At 70.1% G+C, this 16,566-nt stretch carries 16 protein-coding genes; 11 read left to right on the top strand and 5 right to left on the bottom strand.

What is annotated here, in order from left to right:
* The first annotated feature begins 2 nt into the window (after positions 1–2).
* Positions 3–1,295, top strand: a complete 1,293-nt coding sequence (locus tag ACZ6ZD_RS14555) for an MFS transporter (protein ID WP_465671989.1) — start codon at positions 3–5, stop codon at positions 1,293–1,295.
* Here the strand turns inward: ACZ6ZD_RS14555 and ACZ6ZD_RS14550 are convergent.
* Entirely contained in the window at positions 1,228–2,565 is a 1,338-nt protein-coding gene (locus tag ACZ6ZD_RS14550; RefSeq protein WP_465671987.1) for a hemolysin family protein, read from the bottom strand. The genes ACZ6ZD_RS14555 and ACZ6ZD_RS14550 overlap by 68 nt on opposite strands.
* Before the next feature lie 132 nt (positions 2,566–2,697).
* Between ACZ6ZD_RS14550 and galT the strand changes: the two genes are divergently transcribed.
* The 3 genes from galT (at position 2,698) to ACZ6ZD_RS14535 (ending at position 5,792) form a co-directional block, all read left to right on the top strand.
* The gene (galT, locus tag ACZ6ZD_RS14545; protein WP_465671985.1) at positions 2,698–3,744 is read left to right on the top strand and encodes a galactose-1-phosphate uridylyltransferase; all 1,047 of its coding nucleotides are present in this window, start codon (positions 2,698–2,700) and stop codon (positions 3,742–3,744) included.
* On the top strand, positions 3,741–4,868 hold the full coding sequence (galK, locus tag ACZ6ZD_RS14540; protein ID WP_465671983.1) for a galactokinase: 1,128 nt from the start codon (positions 3,741–3,743) through the stop codon (positions 4,866–4,868). The genes galT and galK overlap by 4 nt, the downstream gene beginning before the upstream one ends.
* A 111-nt stretch (positions 4,869–4,979) precedes the next feature.
* Positions 4,980–5,792, top strand: coding sequence for a M23 family metallopeptidase (locus tag ACZ6ZD_RS14535; RefSeq protein WP_465671981.1), 813 nt, complete (start codon positions 4,980–4,982; stop codon positions 5,790–5,792).
* Here ACZ6ZD_RS14535 and ACZ6ZD_RS14530 read toward each other — a convergent pair.
* Positions 5,776–6,981, bottom strand: coding sequence for an MFS transporter (locus tag ACZ6ZD_RS14530; protein ID WP_465671979.1), 1,206 nt, complete (start codon positions 6,979–6,981; stop codon positions 5,776–5,778). The two genes, ACZ6ZD_RS14535 and ACZ6ZD_RS14530, sit on opposite strands and share 17 nt — an antisense overlap.
* A complete protein-coding gene (locus ACZ6ZD_RS14525; protein ID WP_465671977.1) occupies positions 6,978–7,790 on the bottom strand; it encodes a DeoR/GlpR family DNA-binding transcription regulator in 813 nt (270 codons plus the stop codon). The genes ACZ6ZD_RS14530 and ACZ6ZD_RS14525 overlap by 4 nt, the downstream gene beginning before the upstream one ends.
* A gap of 79 nt (positions 7,791–7,869) precedes the next feature.
* Here ACZ6ZD_RS14525 and ACZ6ZD_RS14520 point away from each other — a divergent pair, with 79 nt between their 5' ends.
* From ACZ6ZD_RS14520 to ACZ6ZD_RS14490, 7 genes are all read left to right on the top strand, one after another.
* Positions 7,870–8,997 carry a GNAT family N-acetyltransferase gene (locus ACZ6ZD_RS14520; protein WP_465671975.1) on the top strand — a complete coding sequence of 376 codons (1,128 nt, stop codon included), beginning with the start codon at positions 7,870–7,872 and terminating at the stop codon, positions 8,995–8,997.
* Positions 8,998–9,075: 78 nt separating this feature from the next.
* On the top strand, positions 9,076–9,735 hold the full coding sequence (locus ACZ6ZD_RS14515) for a GNAT family N-acetyltransferase (RefSeq protein ID WP_465671973.1): 660 nt from the start codon (positions 9,076–9,078) through the stop codon (positions 9,733–9,735).
* A gap of 85 nt (positions 9,736–9,820) precedes the next feature.
* Positions 9,821–10,627, top strand: a complete 807-nt coding sequence (locus ACZ6ZD_RS14510; RefSeq protein ID WP_465671971.1) for a CAP domain-containing protein — start codon at positions 9,821–9,823, stop codon at positions 10,625–10,627.
* 156 nt (positions 10,628–10,783) lie between these two features.
* On the top strand, positions 10,784–11,761 hold the full coding sequence (locus tag ACZ6ZD_RS14505; RefSeq protein WP_465671969.1) for a CAP domain-containing protein: 978 nt from the start codon (positions 10,784–10,786) through the stop codon (positions 11,759–11,761).
* A gap of 167 nt (positions 11,762–11,928) precedes the next feature.
* Entirely contained in the window at positions 11,929–13,503 is a 1,575-nt protein-coding gene (locus ACZ6ZD_RS14500; protein WP_465671967.1) for a CAP domain-containing protein, read from the top strand.
* Positions 13,504–13,562: 59 nt separating this feature from the next.
* A complete protein-coding gene (locus tag ACZ6ZD_RS14495) occupies positions 13,563–13,826 on the top strand; it encodes a hypothetical protein (RefSeq protein ID WP_465671965.1) in 264 nt (87 codons plus the stop codon).
* A gap of 127 nt (positions 13,827–13,953) precedes the next feature.
* Complete coding sequence (locus ACZ6ZD_RS14490) at positions 13,954–14,418, top strand: lamin tail domain-containing protein (protein ID WP_465671963.1); 465 nt, start codon at positions 13,954–13,956, stop codon at positions 14,416–14,418.
* Here ACZ6ZD_RS14490 and ACZ6ZD_RS14485 read toward each other — a convergent pair.
* Both ACZ6ZD_RS14485 and ACZ6ZD_RS14480 read right to left on the bottom strand, forming a co-directional pair.
* Positions 14,415–15,656, bottom strand: a complete 1,242-nt coding sequence (locus ACZ6ZD_RS14485; RefSeq protein WP_465671961.1) for a M1 family metallopeptidase — start codon at positions 15,654–15,656, stop codon at positions 14,415–14,417. The genes ACZ6ZD_RS14490 and ACZ6ZD_RS14485 overlap by 4 nt on opposite strands.
* 11 nt (positions 15,657–15,667) lie before the next feature.
* Entirely contained in the window at positions 15,668–16,525 is an 858-nt protein-coding gene (locus tag ACZ6ZD_RS14480; protein WP_465671959.1) for an MOSC domain-containing protein, read from the bottom strand.
* Positions 16,526–16,566 lie beyond the last annotated feature (41 nt).

Here is a 16,566-nt window from a genome sequence, read left to right as displayed (position 1 = left end):
CGATGAAGGACTTGTGGGGCGTGCTCGCGCGGCAGCGCGACTACCGGCTGGTGCTGGGCGCCGGGCTGATCTCTCTCACCGGCGACTGGCTGCTGCGCACCGGCCTCGCCTTCCAGGTCTACGTATTGACCGGCTCGACCCTCGCATCGGGCGGTCTGCTGCTCGCGTCGTTCGCGCCGACCGTCCTGCTCGGGTCGCTCGCCGGCGTCTTCGTCGACCGCTGGGACCAGCGCCGCACGATGATCATCGCGAACCTGCTGAACGCGGCCGTCCTGCTGCCTCTGTTGTTCGTGCGCGACGCGAGCGCGCTGTGGATCGTGTACGCCGCCGTCCTCGCCCAGGCCTGCCTGCAACAGTTCTTCCAGCCCGCCGAGCAGTCCGTCATCCCACTGCTCGTCTCCAGCGATCAGCTGATCACCGCGAACGCCCTCAACAGCCAGATCCGCGACGTCGCCCGCCTCATCGGCGCCGCCCTCGGCGGTCTCCTCGCCGCCGCCGGCGGGCTGCCGCTGCTGGCCGTCGCGGATACAGCTGCCTTGCTGGTCGCCGCAGCACTGCTGAGTGCTGTCCGACATCGCTCCACTCGCGTCTCGGCGGGTGACCGGATGCGGGGAGGGAAGGGCGGACGCGTGGGGGCAGCGGTGGTGCGGTTGCGGCAGGAGTGGGCCGAGGGACTTCGGTTGTGTGTTGGCGGGTCGGCGATGCGGCTGCTCTTCGTGTTCTGCTTGGTGACCGGATTGGGCGAAGGGGTGATGAGCACCTTGTTCGCGCCGTTCGTGTCGAGTGAGCTCGGCGGGGACGGGAAGGCTTACGGGCTGATCGTTTCGGCGCAGGCCGTGGGCGGGATCGCGGGTGGGCTGGTGGCCGCGAGTCTGGGCACACGGTTGCGCGCGGCAACTATGTGGGGCGTCGGCGCCTTGTGGTTCGGGCTGATCGATCTGGTGCTGTTCTGCTACCCGCTGCTGTGGGACAGCCTGGTGCCCGCGTTCGTTTGTATGGTCGCGGTCGGGTTGCCGGGGGCGTTCGCGGTCGCCGGGATGATGACCGTGTTGCAACGGCTCACCGCCGACGGCACCCGCGGCCGGGTCTTCGGCGCCGTGCTGGCCGCCAAAGGCCTGACCGTACTGATCGGGATCGCCGCCGCCGGGTTGCTCGGCGAGGTGGTCGGGATCATCCCGCTGCTGATCTTCCAGGGTCTCGGGTACGTCGGCGGCGGGGTCGTGATCCTCAGTCGGCGACGGTTGCTGGAGACTCGAGCGGAAGATCCGGCTGCTGGTCTTCCGTCTCCGGCCTGACCCGGTGGACGCGGACGCGCGCCACCCGGCGTCCGTCCATCTCCTTGACGGTGATCGTGTGATGGTCGACGCGGGCCTCGTCGCCGATGGCCGGGACCTTGCCCAGCTGGGCGGCGAGGAAACCGCCGACGGTCTCGTAGGGGCCGTCGGGCAGCTCGAGACCGGTCTCGTCGGCGAAGTCGTCGAGGTTGAGCAGGCCGTCGACCTCCATGTCACCGCCGCGGAAGCGGGTCGTCTCGGCGGACTCCTCGTCGTACTCGTCGCGGATGTCGCCGATCAGCTCCTCGACGAGGTCCTCCAGCGTGACGATGCCGGCCGTGCCGCCGTACTCGTCGAGGACGATCGCGAGGTGCGTGCTGCGGCGGCGCATCTCGGTCAGCGTCGGCAGCAGTTTCGCGGTGTCGGGCAGCATCAGCACCTCGCGGGCCAGGTCGCCGACCCGGACCGAGCGGGACGCGACCGCGGGGTCGAACAGATCCCGGACGTGGACGAACCCGACGATGTCGTCGGCCGAGCCGTTCATCACCGGGTACCGCGAGTGCGGCCGGTCGGAGGCGAACTTGACCGCCTTGTACGCCGGCATCTCGGCATCGACGAAGTCGACCTCGGTACGCGGCAGCATCAGCTCGCGGAGCTGGCGGCTGCCGGCCTCGAAGACGTCGTCCACGATCCGGCGCTCCTCCTCCCCGAGCGACTCGTGCGCGGAGATGACATCGCGCAGCTCCTCGTCCGACATCACCTCGCGGTTCGCGTTCGGGTCGCCGCCGAGCGCGCGGACGACCAGGTCGGTGGATTTCGAGAGCAGCCAGATCACCGGGCGGGCGACCGAGGCGATCCGGTCCACCAGCGGGGCCAGGCCGAGCGCGAACGTCTCGGCCCGCTGCAGCGCCAGCCGCTTGGCCGCGAGCTCGCCGAGCACGATCGAGACGTAGGAGATCATCACGGTGATCAGCACCAGGGCGACGGTGTCGGCCACGCCCTCGGGCAGGCCGAGATCCTGCAGGTGCGGCGACAGGGCGTCGGCCAGGGTCGCGCCGCCGAACGCCGCGGACAGGAAGCCCATCAGCGTCACGCCGATCTGCACGGCGGACAGGAAGCGGTTCGGGTTCGCGGCCACCTTGGCGACGATCGCGCCGCGGCGGCCGCGCTGCGACAGGGCCTTCAGCTGCGACTCACGCAGCGAGACCAGGGCCATCTCGGCCGCGGCGAAGACGCCGCCGATCAGCACGAAGACCAGGATCAAGACGATATTGAGCAGGGTGTCGTTCATAGCTGGGAGTTCCTAGAGCCCTCTCGGTCTTGGGCGAGAGGGCGGGCGTAGGGCGTAGTCGTCCATCCGTCAAGAGTACCGGTGGCAGGTCTCACGATGCATGTTCGAGTTTGTTGGTTTACGATGATTAGCGTGAACACACCGCGTGGTGCGCGCCGAACGGATACCCGGCTGTCCGACGGCCGGGAGCTCTTCTACTACGACCCGGCCGACGCTCCGGCGCGCGTCCCGCTCGCGGACACGCGCGGCCTGCCCGCGCCGCAGCCGCAGGTCGACCTGCGGACGGACCCGCTGACCGGTGACGTGATCACCTACGCCACGCACCGCAACACCCGGACGTACCTGCCGCCGGCCGACCAGTGCCCGCTGTGCGCCAGTAAGCCGGAGAACGCGACCGAGATCCCCGACCACGACTACAACGTGGCCGTCTTCGAGAACCGGTTCCCGTCGTTCGCCGGCCCGGGCCGCACCGAGGTGGTCTGCTTCACCAGCGACCACAACGGCTCGTTCACCCAGCTCTCGCAGGGCCAGGCCCGCCTGGTCGTCGACACCTGGGCGGACCGGAACGCCGACCTGAGCGCCCGGGACGACGTCCAGTACGTGTTCCCGTTCGAGAACCGCGGCCGCGAGATCGGCGTCACGCTCAGCCATCCGCACGGCCAGATCTACGCCTACCCGTTCATCCCGCCGCGGATGCGGACGCTGATGGACCGCGCCCGCGCCCACCAGCAGGTTGCCGGGAGCAACCTGTTCGCCGACGTCCTGGCCGCCGAGCGCAAGGACGGCGCCCGCGTCGTCGCGCAGAACGGCAACTGGACGGCGTTCGTCCCCGAGGCGGCCCGCTGGCCGGTCGAGGTGCACCTGTACCCGCACCGCCAGGTGGCCGGGATCGACGACCTCTCGATCGGCGAGCGGGACGACTTCGCGCAGCTCTACCTCGACGTCCTGAACCGCTTCGACAGCCTGTACGGCGATCCGCTCCCCTATATCGCCGCCTGGCACCAGGCCCCGGTCCGGATCGATCGCGAGCTGGGCTACCTTCACCTGGAGGTGCTCTCCATCCGCCGCGCTGCCGACAAGATCAAGTACCTGGCCGGCTCGGAGTCCGGGATGGGCGCCTTCATCAGCGACACCCGGCCGGAGGACGTGGCCGAGACCCTGCGAAAGGTGGGCTCGTGAGCTTCGAGGACGTTTTCGGGACGCCGCCCGCCGGCCGCTGGCGCGCGCCCGGCCGGGTCAACCTGATCGGCGAGCACACCGACTACAACGACGGCGTCGTCCTGCCGATCGCGCTGCCGAACCAGATCGTCGTGACGGCGTCGAAACGCGCCGACGGCCGGATCGCCGTCTCCTCGGCCGGGCACCAGCGCGTGATCGAGTTCGCGATCGACGAGCTGGCGCCGAAGTCGGTCGGCGACTGGGCGGCGTACCCGGCCGGCGCGGCCTGGGTGCTGCGCGAGGCCGGCTACCCGATCGGCGGGGCGAATCTGCTGTTCGAGTCCGACCTGCCCTCCGGCGCGGGGCTGTCGTCGTCCGCGGCGCTGCTCTGCGCGACCCAGATCGCGCTGCTCGGGCTGGTCGACGTCGAGGTCGACCCGGCCGAGGTCGCCAAACTCGCCCAGCGCGCCGAGAACCAGTACGTCGGAGCCCCGGTCGGCCTGATGGACCAGACGGCGTCCATGTGCTGCACGGCCGGTCACGCGCTCGCCTTCGACATCCGCTCCGGCGCGCTCGACCAGATCCCGTTCGACCCCGAGGCCGACGGCCTGACGCTGCTGGTGGTCGATGTGAAGGCCCCGCACCGGCATGCCGACGGTGAGTACGCCGCCCGCCGGAAGAGCTGCGAGCACGCCGCGGCGCAGCTCGGCGTCCCGGCGTTGCGTTCGATCGCGGACGCCGACCTGGACGCCGCGCTCGCGCGACTCGACGACGAGGTGGACCGGCGGCGCGTCCGGCACGTGGTGACCGAGATCAAGCGGACCGAGGACGCGATCGCGCTGCTCAAGGCCGGCCGACTGCGGGACGTCGGCCCGCTGTTCACCGCCTCACACGTCTCGCTGCGCGACGACTTCGAGGTCACCGTGCCCGAGCTGGACGTCGCCGTCGACACCGCGCTCGCCGCCGGGGCGATCGGCGCCCGGATGACCGGCGGCGGATTCGGCGGCTGCATCATCGCGCTGGTCCCGTCCGACGACGCGAGCGCCGTCCTCGCCGCGATCGAGAAAGCCTTTGCGGAGCAGGGGTTCACGGCCCCGACGGCACTCGCTGCAACCCCCTCGGACGGAGCGTCGAGAATCAACTGATTGATCGCCTGCCCGTTCGGGCGAAGGCGGTTCCGAGGTCTGGGCAAGGGCCCTCTCCCGGCGTACTTTCCCCTTAAGGGGAAGGACTACAGGGGGATTGGGGTGGGGGCGATGGCCCAGCCTTTGCCTGCCGGAAAACTGACGGTCGGCACCAGATGGCGTTATTCCAAAGGCGGTCTGCACGCGGCGTTCGACTATCCCGTGGTGACCGGTACGCCGGTCTTCGCGGTCGCGGACGGCGTCGTCCTGGACTGCAACGACGGCGTGACCAACAAGCCCAAACAAGTCACCGGCGCGCCGTCCAACTGGGTGTTGCTGGGGATCACGCACGCCGGCCGGAAGGCCTCGGTGCTGTACCAGCATCTGTCGCCGGGGATCGACGTGACGAAAGGGCAGAAGGTCAAGGCCGGGCAGAAACTCGGCGACTCGGGCAGCTCGGGGAACGCGACCGGCCCGCACCTGCACCTGGCCGCGATGTGGGGCCACCGCGACCGGGCCGGCCGGTACGACTACCTGAAGGGGATCGGCTCGAAGGAGGGTGTGCCGGGCGACGGTACGGCGTCCAACGAGATCTGTATCTTCCCGCCGTCGCTGGTGTTCAGCGCGGGCGCGCCGCAGCGGCTGATGGCGGCGGCGACCGTCCTCGCCTCCGGGCTCGTCTTCGTCGACAAGCTCCGGTTCGGGACGGCGAACTCCGACAGCGTGAAGCGGCTGCAGTTCGTGCTGAACGGGATCAAGCTGAAGGACGGCCGGAACCTCAAGCTGAGCGGCAACTACGACATCGACACCAAGAACGAGGCCACCAAGTGGCAGATCCAGAAGGACGGCTGCGTTCCGGGCAGTGTCGGGGCCGATGGCAACATCGGGCTCAAACAGGCGCACAAGCTGTTCGGCAAGACCTACACGGTCAAGGCGAAGTCCTGAGCTCGCGCCGGATCAGCGGCGCGTAGGCGAGGGTCGCGAGGAACAGCAGCACGCCCATCACCAGGTACGGCGTCCGCAGGTCGGTGCGGTGGGCAAGGAAACCCGCGCCGATCGCGCCCAGCGGCGCCGCGCAGAACGCGACCATCCGGTAGACGGCGGTGACCCGGCCGAGCAACTCGGCCGGGACGATCCGCTGCCGCAGCGTGATCGAGACGACGTTCCACCAGGTGCCGCCGAACCCCATCAGGATCGCGCCCGGGATGATCGCGGCCAGGGTGCCGAACAGACCGAAGACGATGGTCGCCACCGCCAGCACGAGCATCGAGACGATCAGGTTCACCGACGTCGAGAAGCGGCGCGCGAGCGCGGGCGCGAGGGCCGCGCCGGCGATGCCGCCGACGGCGTAGATCGCGACCAGCCAGCCGAACCAGGCCTCCGGCAGGTGCAGCGCATCGAGGACGTAGAGGACGAGGATCGCGATGATGCCGGAGCCGACCGCGTTCGAGACCATCAGCAGCAGGCACATCGAGCGCAGCAGTTTGTGCCGCCACAGATAGGCGAGGCCGGCTTTGAGCTCGCGGCCGAGGTGGCGGTCCGGTGACAGCTCGCGGGCCGGCGCGGCGCGGCGGACGGCGAAGACCAGGACGGCCGCCAGCCCGAACGAGATCGCGTCGACGAGGATCGGCAGGCCCTTGTGCAGCACGAACAGGGCCGCGCCGAACGGCGGGCCGATCAGGTTCGACAGCAGGAGCAGCGCGGCCTGGTTGTAGCCGTTGGCCCGTTCGAGCGCGGCCGGCCGGACCAGGTCCGGGATGATCGCGGACGACGCGTTGTCGAAGAACGGCGCCAGCATGCCGAGCAGGAAACCGGTGACGAGCAGCAGCGGGATGCTCTCGTGACCGAGCAGGACGGCGGTCGCGAACCCGCCGGCGATCACCGCGCGGATCGCGTCGACGATCCACATCGTCGACGTCCGCCGCCAGCGGTCGACCAGCACGCCGGAGACCAGCCCGAGCAACAGCCAGCCCAGGCCCGCGACCGCCTCGGACAGCGAGACGATCCGCGGGTCGCGGCTCATCGACGCGGCCAGCAGCGGCAGCGCGCCGAACATGATCCCGCTCCCGAGGAACGAGACCGCCCCCGCGACCCACAACACCCAGTAGGGCCGCCCCAGCGGCTCGGACTTCACGAAGCGATGACTAGCTCGCACCCAGTGTCACGCATCGCCTTGCGGGCCGGGGTGGACAGGCCGTCGTCGGTGATGATCACGTCGAGATCGGCCCAGGTCGCGAAGGTGCTCAGCCCGACCGTCCCCCACTTGGTGTGGTCGGCGACCACGACGACCTCACGGCTGGCCGCGATGAACGACCGGTTGGTCTCGGCCTCCATCAGGTTCGGCGTACTCAGGCCGTGTTCGGCGTCGACGCCGTGGGCGCCGAGGAAGAGCAGGTCGAGGTGCAGCGAGCCGAGCGCGGCGGTCGCGATCGGGCCGACCAGCGCGTCGGACGGCGTCCGGATGCCGCCGATCAGCACGACCGTCCGGTCCGAGCGGGCGTTGCCGTGGAAGACGTCGGCGATCCGGGCCGAGTTCGTCACGACGGTCAGGTTCTCGACGCGGAGCAGCTGGCGGGCCAGCGCGTACGTCGTCGTCCCGGCGCCGATGCCGATCGCGGAATCGGGCTGGACGCGGTGGGCGGCCTCGGCGGCGATCGCCTGTTTGGCGCCGGACTCCTGGGTCAGCTTGGCGTCGAAGCCGGGCTCGTGCGCGCTGCGCAACCCCACCGACGTCGCGCCGCCGTGCACCTTGTGCAGCAGGCCGCTGGAGTCCAGCGCGTCCAGGTCGCGGCGGATCGTCATGTCCGACACGCCGAACCGCTCGACCAGCTCGGCGACCGTGATGGCGCCCCGACTGTTGACCTCGGCAACGATCGTGGCCTGCCGTTGGGCGGCCAGCTGGCCACCCCGGCCGCGTGGCGGCTCGCCTCCGGTCTGATTCACGGGTCAAGACTAGACAAAGATCGTGATGCTGTCAGGGAAATGCCGTTGCCCGGGCGGGGAGGCCTTGTCACCCTGGAGCATGCGATTCCCCGAGGACGTGCCGCAGCTGGCCGATGACCTGGTCCGGCTCCGCGCGCACCGTGCCGATGACTTCGACGACCTGTACGCGCTCTGCCAGGATCCGGACATGCAGCGCTGGACCGTGATCCCGGTCCCGTACGAGCGCTCCGACGCCGAATTCTTCCTGACCGAGCTGGTGCCGAACGGGTGGCGCTCGGGGAACGAGCGAGCCTGGGCGATCGAGGTGGACGGGCGGTTCAGCGGCTCGGTCAGCATGCACGGCGGCGAGGGTGGCGTCGGTGAGATCGGGTTCTCGGTCGCGCCCTGGGTGCGCGGCCGCGGCGTGATGACCCGAGCCGCGCGGCTGGCGATCCGGCACGCGTTCGACGACCTCGGCTGGCAGCGGGTCATCTGGCGCGCCTACGTCGGTAACTGGGCCTCGCGGCGGGTCGCGTGGAAGCTCGGCTTCCGCGGCCTCGTCACCGTCCCCGGCGAAGGGCTGGCCCGCGGCGTCCGGTACGACGACTGGGTCGCGACCGTCGCCCGCGACGAGGAGCTCGAGCCGCAGAACAACTGGTGGGCCGTGCCCGAGCTGGACGGCGGCACGTTCCGGCTGCGGTCGCTCCGACCGAGTGACGCGCAGCGGGTGCAGGAGGCGTGCAGCGACGAACGGACGCAGTACTGGCTGGCCGACCTGGCTTCGCCGTACGAGCTGCACGACGCGGAGGCCTTCATCGACAGCCGTCAGGCGGCCGCAGCGGCGGGCGCCGGCGTCACCTTCGCGATCGCCGACTCGGTCACCGACGAGCTGCTCGGTTGCGTCAGCCTGTACGACATGAACCACCGGCTGAACGAGGGCCACGGCGAGATCGGGTACTGGATGCACCCAGCGGCCCGCGGCCGGAAGGTGATGACGAGCGCCGTCCGGCTGCTGATCGAACACGCCTTCACGCCGATCGACCAGGGCGGCCTCGGGCGGAACCGGCTGATCCTCCTCGCCGCCGTCGAGAACGGCGCGTCGGTGCACATCGCCGAGGCCAACGGGATGCGGCGGATCGGCATCGCCCGCGGCGAGGCGCCGACCCGGGACCGGCCGCGCGACGACTCGGTGATGTTCGATCTGCTGGCCGATGATCCGCGTCCGTGACCACATCGAGACGGCGAGTTGGTGTCAGGCGACACCGTTCCCCTCGCCGTCTCGGCATTCGGCTGGTTGAATCGACAGGTGAGAGATCGTGAGGAGCTCGTCCGCCGTTGGCAGGCCGGGTGGTCGGTTTCGAGGGGCTGGACCACCGTGGAGGACGACAACGACGGCATTCTGACCGTCCGCGCGGGTGAGGACAACCGCGCCATGGAGTACGTCGTCCTGGACGCCGACGACAAACCCGAACGCGTCGAACGGGCCGCCGAGCTGGCCCGGGCCGCCGGGAACGAGCGCGGCGCGGGCTGGATCACCCTGGCCACCGACGACAAGGAGGCCCGGATCGACCAGCTCGAGGATCTCGGCCTCGAGGTGCAGCCGGAGCAGGACTGGCTGATGACGATCCAGCTGTCCGAGCAGCCGGCCCTCAAACTGCACGAGCGGTACGCACTGCACACCGAGCTCGAGTCCGACCTGATCATCACCCGCGCCACCCTGCACGGCGGCGTCGTGTCGAGTGGCCGGATGGCGGTCGTCGGCGCGGACGCGGTCGCCGACCGGATCGAGACCGATCCGGCGCACCGCCGGCGCGGCCTCGGCAGTGCCGTGATGGCGTCGCTGGTCGAGACCGCCGCGGCCCAGGGCGCCAAACGCGGCATCCTGATCGCCTCGATCGACGGCCTTCGCCTGTATCGCAGCCTGGGCTGGAAAGTGATCGCGGACGTCGTATCCGCCCGGCCCTAAGTACACGACCTGAACTATCAGACGTGCGTTAAGCCACTCCGGTTAGTGGAGTCAGGTCGGCACGGGGTGGGCAAGGCTGCTCACCATGACGAACCATGAGGGGTCCCGACGCCGCGCCGTCGCCGGTCCCCTGCTTGCCGCCCTGTCCGCGCTGGTCCTGCTCACCGGGATCGGCTGGTTCGTCCTGCGCGACCTCGACGGCGGTCAGAAGGTGACCGGGCAGTCCGAGCCGTTGACCGCGCCGACCGTGACGGACGACGTCTCGATCACGCCGACGGCCACTCCGGAACGGAAAGCGACACCGACGGCGACTCCGCGGCGGACGACGGCCACTCCGACGCCGACCCGGACCGCGAGCAAGACGCCGTCCGCGACGCCGACCCGCTCGAAGACGACGGCGAGCCGTGAAGGCACCCGTTCGCCGAAGCCGACCCGGAGCACGCCGAAGCCGAGTCACACCGCGACGCCGAAACCGGACCCGAAGCCGAGCAGCGGCTCGGGCGCGCCGGAGGCGCAGGTGCTGTCACTCACGAACGCCGAGCGCGCGAAGAAGGGGTGCGGGCCGCTGCGGGCGAACAGCGCACTGACGAGGTCGGCCGAGGGCCACGCGGTCGACATGGTGGTCAAGCACTACTTCGCGCACGACAGCCAGGACGGGCGCTCGCCGTTCGACCGGATGAAGGCCGCGGGTTTCAAGGGCGGCGCGATGGCCGAGAACATCGCGGTCGGTTACACCAGCCCGGCGGCGGTCGTGAAAGGCTGGATGAACAGCCCCGGACACCGCGCGAACATCCTCAACTGCGACTACACAATGCTCGGTGTCGGTTACAGCTCCGGACAGGTCAAACCCGAATGGGGTAAGGGATCCTGGGTGCAGAACTTCGGCGGCTGAGGCGAACCTTCAGGAAGTGTTAAGTCGCGTCGCGAAACTGTAACGGTGACCGCCCGTGTCGGCTAAGGTCGCTGTTCGGTAACCAGGGGGGACCTGGCAAGCACCGCGGGGAACGACGTACTCGGAACGACGCACACGAAGAGGATTCGCCCACTCATGACGGATGCGCCTACCCCCCGGCGGCACCGCGGTACCCGACGCGCGACGAAGCGTAAGCGCGGTCTGGTCGGCCCGATCGCCAGTGCGCTCTCGGTCCTGGTCGCCATCGGCCCGGTCATCTATCTGATGTCGCGGGACAACTCGACGGTCAACGACGCGACCAAGGTCCTGAACGTCTCCGAGGACACCCGCGACAACTCCGGCGGCTCCCTGGTCGGCAACTCGAGCACCGGCCCGCTGAAGACCGTCACCCAGACCCTGGCCAACGGCAAGGTGACGACGGCCGTGATCGGCACCGGCGCCAACGGCGTGGAGACGACGTCCACGCCGTCCACCCCGGGCGGCACGCCGCCGAGCGGCTCCCCGACGAACGGCCTGACCACCCCGACCGCGCCGACCACCGGCGTGACGACGGTGACGGTCGACCCGAGCAACCCCAAGACGCCGGACGGGCGCCCGAGCGATCCGAAGCCCAGCCGGCCGACGCCGACCAAGACCCGGACGACGACGCAGCCCACCCAGCCGACGCAGGAGCCGACCAACGAGCCGGAGCCGCCGCCGTCCGGTGGCGGCGGGACGAACGCGCAGGAGCGCGAGGTCCTCGAGCTGACCAACGAGTACCGCGAGCAGGCCGGCTGCAGCCCGCTGCGGCTGAACAGCGCGCTCGTCGAGGCGGCCGGCCGGCATGCGTCGGACATGGTCCGCCGGCACTACCTCGACCACACCAACCCCGACGGACAGGACCCGGGCGACCGGATGCGCGCCGCCGGGTACAGCGGCTCCAGCTGGGGCGAGAACATCGCCGCCGGCTACCCGACCCCGCAGAAGGTGGTGGCCGCCTGGATGAAGAGCGAGGGCCACCGCAAGAACATCCTCAACTGCCGCTTCACGGTCATCGGTATCGGGTACGACGACGGTCGCGTGAAACCGGACTGGGGCCCCGGCAGCTGGGTCCAGGACTTCGGCCGCAACTGACGGTTGCGGCGTCATTGTGCCCAGCACACCGAGTGTGGCGCAGACGTTGTTCCGATGCCACAACGTCCGGTCGATTTCCGGCCGGTCACCGCGGGTAGATCCGTCCTTGTCATGGCGTTTGATGAGGCACGTCTTGGGGGCGAGACAGTGAAGGGAACAACGACATAATGTCGTCCGAGTCCGGCAGCAGCCGGCAGAAACCACGCCGGAAGGCGACCCGCGCCGCCCGCGGCACCCGGTTCAACGACCGTCCGTCCGAGGCGGAGGTCCCGGCGCCACCGCCCGAGCCGCCCCGCTACGCACCGCGCGACGGCTCCCCGTTCTGGGCCAACGCCCAACCACGCACCGACCCGCAGGCCTGGGCCGACACCCACCTCGACGCCCCACGCTCCGACACCACCCCCCAGTACGCCCCCCGCCCCGCCACCACCGGCGGCTGGGTCACCCAACCGACGACGGGCAACCTCACGCCCGCCGCCCCGACCCCGGTCCCCGGCATGCCCACCCCCACCACCCACCCCACCGACTGGTCCACCCCACCCACCGCCAAACCCTCCCGCCGCCGCTCCCGCACCACCACAGCCGCCGCCGAAGACCTAGCCGGCCTAGGCACCTGGGCCACCCCCACCCCACCCCAACAGCCGAACAGCAGCACGACCGCGGGTACGGCGGGGGTGCGGGGTGGCGGGGAGTACTTGGGGACGGCGGGGAGTAGTGCGTTGGCGCCTGAGGTTGGGCGGGTGATTGAGGACGAGGGGGTGCCGGCGGATGCTGGGGAGTTTGCTCGGTCGGCGGCTGCGGCTGCGCGGGCTAGTGCGCCGGTTGAGGTTCGGGCCGGGAGTACTGCGTTGGGCGGGCCTCGGACGTCGGGAGTTGGCGCGCGTAGTGGGGGCGGGTCTGGGAACGGCGGCGGGCGGGCCGGGGCTCGGGCTGCGAAGGGGCCGGGTGGGAAGAAGCGGGTCGGCGTAGCCGCGCTCGTGGTCCTGCTGGTCGGCGCGCCGATCACGTGGCTCTTGGTCCACCAGCCGAACAAGGACCAGGTCGACTCGTCGATCCCGATCGTCACCAGCACCGACGACCGCTACAGCACCCCGACCACCCGGCCCGTCAACGACCCCACCACCCCACCGGCCACCCCACCCAAGACTCCCCCGCCCACGCCGTCGGCCACGCCCACGGCGACCCCCACGGACGGCGTCACCCCCACCACCCCACCCACCGGCGGCCCCACCACGGCCCCCACCACAGGCGGCCCCAGCACCAACCCCACCGTCCCGCCGCCCCCCAACCCCACCGACCCAACCACGAACCCGACAACCCCACCCCCCACCACAACCACCCCCAAACCACCTCCTCCTCCGGAGGAGGACGGTGAGATGCTGCCGGACGAGCTCGAGCTCTTCAAACTGATCAACAGCGCCCGGCAGAGCCGGGGTTGCCGCCCGCTGGAACAGGACCCGGGGGTGACCGGTGGCGCGCGGAGTGACGCGACGCAGCGCAGCAAGTCGGCCGACGACCTGAACGACGGCAACTCGTCCATGGCTGCCGCAGGCGGCGACGGATGGTCGGCGCGGCAGGCTTACGACCAGATGATGTCGCGCAACCGGGGCACCGTCCTGAACTGCAACCTGCGCACGCTGGGCGTTGGGCAGCACGCGCGGCAGTACTGCCCGAACCCTGTGCTCGGTCTGTGCCTGACCGCGAAGCCCACCCGCGTCAGCTGGGTGGCCGACTTCTCGTAGTCCGCGCGTTCTTACCGCGTAGGTGCGACTATGGGAGGACTGCGGCGGCGGGAGGGTGCATGTTCGGTGGACGGGATGACGACCTGGATCCGGCGGGGCCGGCGCATTTCGGGATTCCGCCGGAGGCGCTGGGTGACGAGCGGCCTGATCGGCGGCCGGAGGAGGCCAAGCGGATGGGGCTGAGCCGGCACACCGAGGAGGGTGCGGTGCTGTCGTTCGCTTCGTCGCTGGATCGGGCGAAGCCGGGGCATCGGTTGATGGCGTGGATCCTGCTGGTCGCGTTCGCCGCGCCGGCCCTCTACACGCTGATGATCCTGCTCTGACACCGCGTTTCATTGAGCCCTTGACGAACACGGAGCGTCACCCCTAGGGTCGCAGCGCCGGGGGGAACCGGCAGCAGTACACACATCGGGCCGGGGGGAAATCGGCCCACTGCCGAAGGGGAATTCCTTGTTCACGCGACGCTTCAGCCTGCCCGTTGCCGGACTCGCCGCCGTGCTGCTCGCCTCGAGCACGCTGGTGCTACCGGCGGCCGCGGCGGCACCGCAGTTCCTGGTGGCCGGGATCCAGTACGACCCGGCCGGTACGGACACCCGGACCAACGCGCACATCAACCAGGAGTACATCAGCATCCGCAACAACACCACACGACCGCTCAGCCTCAAGGGCTACCGGATCCGGGACGCCGCCAGCCATGTCTACTTCTTCCCGCCGACCTTCGTCCTCAAGGCCCGCTCGACGGTGCTCGTGCACACCGGCAAGGGCCGCAACAGCGCGAACCACCTGTACTGGGGTTCGGGTAACTACATCTGGAACAACACCGGCGACACCGCGCGGCTGCAGAACTCGAAGAACACCGTGATCGACTTCTGCACCTACAACCAGGTCACGGGTCGCGTCGCCGTCAAGTGCTAGGCGACGCCGTGCGTTCGCCAGAACGACGTCAGATCGACTGAGCTGACGGCCTGCGCGGCGTCCCGGAAGGCAGCCGGGGTGACCACCCCATGCCAATGGGCCTTCGCGTAGGCCGCCAGCAGCCGATCCATCGCCGGCGTGCCGATCAGCCGCTCCAGCTCGTGCAACATGCAGGAACCGTAGGTGTAGACATAGGTTCCGTACGACGACGCATGGGCGCCCCAGTAGCCCATGTCCTTGGTGATGGCCACCGGCAGCGTCCCCGGCCAGCAGCCGGCCCGACGATTACCTTCGTGGACGTCGGTGGCGTACGTCGCGAACGCCTCGTCCAGCCACGGGTCGGCGTACTCGTTGTTGCCGACGATCCCGTACCACCACTGGTGTGCGACCTCATGCACCACCGGCGCACCCGGTGAGATCAGCAGCACGAACCCCGGGTACTCCATCCCGCTGAACGTCGACCATTGGTCGTTCAGCACCAGATCGAGCTCATGGTCCGGATACGCGCCGTACCGTCGGCCGAAGTCGTCAATGGCCGCGACAGCCTCGTTCCGAGCCTCTACCACCGCGCTACCGGTGACCGTCGGCGTCGCCCAGGTCCGCACCTTCACACCACCCGGCGAGGTCGCCTCGGTGCTGACGAACGGCCCGGCTGCCCAGGCGAAATCCCTGACCTGTCTGGCGTTCACGACCCCGTCGGCCAGTACGCCGGTCGCCGGCACGGCCAGGTTCCCGGTGTGCGTCAGCCGGACGGCGAAGTCGGCCGCGACCGTGTAGAAGCTCTCGCCGATCCCGACGTCCGACTCCAGATGCCAGCCGGCCGCATCGCGGACGGCGAGCACCGGCAGCGCGTTACCGAAGAAGCTGAACTCCCCCGACCGCCCGAACCGGTCCTCCCGATCCGGCGCGGTCATCGTCACGTCGAAGCTGATCGACGTCCGCTTCCCCGGCTGCAACGGCTCCTTGAGCGGGAACTTCCGCACCGTGCAGTCACGGGTCTCGGTCCCGCCGGTCACGACCACCGCACCGCACCCGCGCGCGTTCCCCCACAACCGCAGATAGATCTCCGGCAGCGGCTCGGACGCCGTGTTCGTGAAACTCACGGTCTCCCGGCCGGACCACGTCCGGCCGTCGGCCGATCCGGTCAGCTCGACCTCGTACGACGGCGTCCCGGGGGTCGCCGGTGTTGCCACCAGCAACGAGATGGGGGCTGCGAGCAACAACAAGAGCCGGTGCACAGCACCGGAAACTACCGCGTCGCGGGCGCCGGGTCAGTCCCGGCCGGGATCCATTCGTGTACCAAGATCTCATCACCGACGGTGATCAGCCCGCCGGTCAGCACCGCGGCCTTGACCCCGAAACTGACCCCGCCGCCGTACGCCGGCTCCCGTCGGTACGACGCCAGCGTGCGCGTCGGCTCCGGACCGGTCTTGCGCCCGGTCGCCTGGTCGACGGTGGGGACCGCACAGCGGATCGAGCGGGCGGCGTACCCGATCTCGACCTCGCCGGCCCGCATCCGCAGCACGCTGTCCTCGGTGTGCGGCTCGGGCCAGCCGGAGATGACCAGGTTGGGCCGGAAGCGGTTCATCGGGATCGCCTCGCCGCCGCGCTCGACGATCCGGGCATTCAGCCCGTCCAGCGAGGAGAGCGAGGTGATCAGCAGCGCATGAGCGTCGCCGAAACCGACGCGGCCGCGGTGCACACCCCAGCCGGGCCGATCGTGCTCCGGGGTGATCCGGACCAGCGCCACCGGCCGTCCGAGCTGCTCCGAGAGCCACTCATCAGCCGCCGCGTCCTGGGCAACGCCCTGGCCGAACCACGACCCGAACAGGCTGACGTCGCGCCGCTTGCCGTCGTACTGGATGTCGATCGCAAGCTCATCGGCACCCGGCGCGGACAGCTGGATGACGTCGTCCGCAATGTCGGCCCGGAGCGCCGCCATCGCAGGCACGCCCCGCTGGCTGACGAAGGCGCCCTCAGGGTCGACCAGCATGAACTCGCGGTCGCCCACGACACCGGCCGGGCCGAGCTGGGCCTGGTCGACGGGCACGCCGGTCAGCCCTTTCACCGGGTAACGGACGACAGCGGCGACGCGTGCGACGGACATGACGCCATCCTAAGCGCACACCTCACTTGAGCTGTTCGATC

Source organism: Kribbella sp. NPDC104218 (assembly GCF_055584105.1).
The sequence above is the reverse complement of the archived record's forward strand: the minus strand, read 5'-3'. Positions and strand labels throughout refer to the sequence as shown.